General features: G+C 30.2%; 4 protein-coding genes. All 4 read right to left on the reverse strand.

All coding sequences use genetic code 11. The features are described 5' to 3' along the window. Positions 1-538: 538 nt before the first annotated feature. Positions 539-1,135, reverse strand: coding sequence for a DUF7255 family protein (locus tag EAH69_RS13765; protein WP_121935793.1), 597 nt, complete (start codon positions 1,133-1,135; stop codon positions 539-541). 240 nt (positions 1,136-1,375) lie between these two features. Continuing rightward, positions 1,376-1,771, reverse strand: a complete 396-nt coding sequence (locus EAH69_RS13770; RefSeq protein WP_121935794.1) for a hypothetical protein — start codon at positions 1,769-1,771, stop codon at positions 1,376-1,378. 2 nt (positions 1,772-1,773) lie between these two features. After that, positions 1,774-2,049, reverse strand: coding sequence for a hypothetical protein (locus EAH69_RS13775; RefSeq protein WP_121935795.1), 276 nt, complete (start codon positions 2,047-2,049; stop codon positions 1,774-1,776). 211 nt (positions 2,050-2,260) lie between these two features. After that, a partial coding sequence (locus EAH69_RS13780) for a MepB family protein (protein ID WP_230466839.1) occupies positions 2,261-3,006 on the reverse strand: 746 nt, incomplete at its 5' end.

The following is a 3,006-nucleotide window of genomic DNA, read 5'->3' on the forward strand; positions in this document are numbered from 1 at the left end:
AAAAAAGCTGAATTTATGGTTTGAAAATCGATTAGCCGAATTTGTAAGAAATACAAAGAAAACCAACTTTCGAAAAATGAAAAAGTATTTTCGTTTTATAGAATAACTTTCAAGAAAATGATGAAATTCTAATTCGTAAAAAACTAAAATTTTAAACAAATGATTTCTGAATTTTATAAAAAGCTGAAAAACTTAATTCGGAAAATTTCGGATTTCGGATCAATTTTATTGTTTGAAAATTACTAAATCGAAAGTTTGAAAATCGTAAAAAAATTAAATGAATTTGAGATAGAAAATAGTTCGAAAAACTTGGATGCCCGAAACTGCAATTGCGTATAACGAGCCGCGGCTTGGCGAAGTGCGGGCTTGGATTGAGCGAAAGTTCAATTCAGAACCGTACGTAGCCAAAGCTGTGAGCCTTTTGGTAAATTTAATAAAAAAACAAAAGCAAACAGCTTTTGGCGGATAAAAAGGCGAGAAGTTCAATTTTGCACTTCACCCCGCATTTTGCCAAGCCGATGTTATGCGATCGCCGTAATTATTTAAGTTTTTCAGTAATTAATTGTTCAATCTTTTTACAACTATTCTTATCTAAACGTTCTATTCCAATTACTTCAAATTCATTTAAACGTAAAGTTGGATTTAAATTATGTTGAACAGGCAATAAGTCCCTAAAACAGTCAAGATATGCTCTTTGTGCAGTTCTTCCACCTGTAAAATCAAAATCTTTAGTTTTTTTAGAATTTCGATATTTATCTGCTTGATATGAATAAGTTTCACAAGCTTTTATCCACTGATTTTTATCAAAGTTAAGTTTCAAATTTTGAGGATAAAGTTCAAATGTTTTTTTTCTAAATGATGAAAAGTGCTGAAATTCATCAAATTCAAATATGAAGTTATAATTACCTCCAAAATATGCATCTGGTTGTAATTTTGTAATACGTTTTGTTTCATAACCTGAAATACTTCCATTTAAATTTTTAAATATTTCATCAATAATGTGAAAGTTTTCTTTAAAATTTTCTTTTGTATGTTTATTTATAAACCAATTAAAATCTGGACTAAATTCAGCTTTTTGATTTAAAACTTCTTGAAGAATATTTGTGATTAATTTTTGTTTGTCTCCAACTGCCATATTTAGATTTTTGATAGGAATGTTGTTGTACGGTGTCGCATAACGGGCCGCGGCTTGGCGAAGTGCGGGCTTGAATTGAGCGAAAGTTCAATTCAGACCGAGACGTAGCCAAAGCTGTGAGCCTTTTGGTAAATTTAATAAAAAAACAAAAGCAAACAGCTTTTGGCGGCTAAAAAGGCGAGAAGTTCAATTTTGCACTTAACCCCGCATTTTGCCAAGCCGATGTTATCTGCTGGCGTATTATTCGTATGATTCTTCAATAATTGGTTTCTTTGGATAATATAATTTACCATTTATATCCTCCAAAAATGAATTACATTTTATTGTTTTTTCTCCAATTTTCTCAAAATGAAATTCAGCATTTTTAATAAATCCTTTTTCGAATTCATTTTTGTTGAGTTCATTCTCCAATATTAGTTTAAGTTTTTTTATATCGGAAAGTAAAGGTTTAATTTGAGCTTCTTTGGGGAAAATAGTTTCGTTTAAAATATCAATTTTTATTTGAGTAATATTTAATTTGTCAAAAGTTCTAATTAACCAATCAGCCATATAACCATTTTCATAGTAACCTAATGTACTTAAATAACTTAATGCTAAATTACCAGGAATTCCTCGAAGGTTTTTCGTTTTTGCCATTTCTAAAACCAATATTTATTCATTTCATCTAAAAATTCTTTATCAGAAATTGGAAACTCTGAACTTAGGACAGAATCAATTCCACATTTTGGACAAATTGCAGTTTCTCCGCCATTTGGTTCTTCTATCCATTCTAAAATTTCTTGTGGTGAAAATGTTTGTTCACAATAAAAACAACCACATAATTTTCCATTTAGAATTTCACTTTTATGAGAAGAACTTTTATCGTGAGATTTTAGTAAAAATTCTCTATTATATTTTGACGGAATGTTGGTCATACGCTTGCAGATAACGTTTTGGGGCTTGGCGTCAGTGGCGGAAATTGAAGCGAAAAGTTTCAATTTAGCGACACAGTAAGCAAAAGCCAATTTATTGAATAAATTTAAGAAAAAAGTCAATATAATTGGCTTTTTGCGGAATAGAAAGCCGAACCTTTAAATTTTAGCCTTAACCCGCCATTGCGCCAAGCCCTTGTTAGCAGCAGTTTTTTTATTCATTATACTCAAAAACTTTATTAAGCAAGATCTGGTAGATGCCTTTAAAAGAATTTGTGTCAGAAATCTGTTTCTTTAATTCATCCGCTTCGATAAATTGCGTTAAGATGTCATCATCCTTGTCTATTGTAACATTTATTTTGTTTTTTAAACTCTCAATGTTAGAACTTTCTATTAATGTCCATATTGGTGTAACAGGTACAATAGGATTATAAAGTGTATTTGATAGAAATTTAGTGAATAAGTTATTTTTAACTCTTTCAGACTTTAATTCGTATTTCCAAATATTAAATTTTGAGTCATAAACAACATTCAATGAACGTTTTAATACCGCAAGTTTTGTCGCGTTAAATAGTTTTTTTTCCTCTGAAATTAAATCTAAAACTTCTTCGTAAAATACTATTATAGGAAAATTCGGTTTCATTTTTTGTTGCGAGTTTCGCTTCCATAAAGTTACAAATTGACCAACTTTTTTAGGTGTAATTTTCGCTTTTCTAAATTTGAAATTCAGTTTTTCAGTTTGAAAATCATAACCGAAATATTCTTTCGCTTCTTCGTCTTCAATTAGGTTTGAAATTTGAGATAGAGTAGTTCCAAAAAGTAGTTTTTCGATTTTCTTTAATTCTTGAATCATCATTTTGGTTTTGTGCGCAATTTTGGACGCATTACAGCTAACGAGCCGAGTATTTGCGAAGAACGGGAGAGAAATTGAACGTAAGTTCAAGTTCGTACGTTCAAGCA

Source organism: Faecalibacter macacae, from assembly GCF_003687725.1.
Taxonomy (GTDB): Bacteria; Bacteroidota; Bacteroidia; order Flavobacteriales; family Weeksellaceae; genus Empedobacter; species Empedobacter macacae.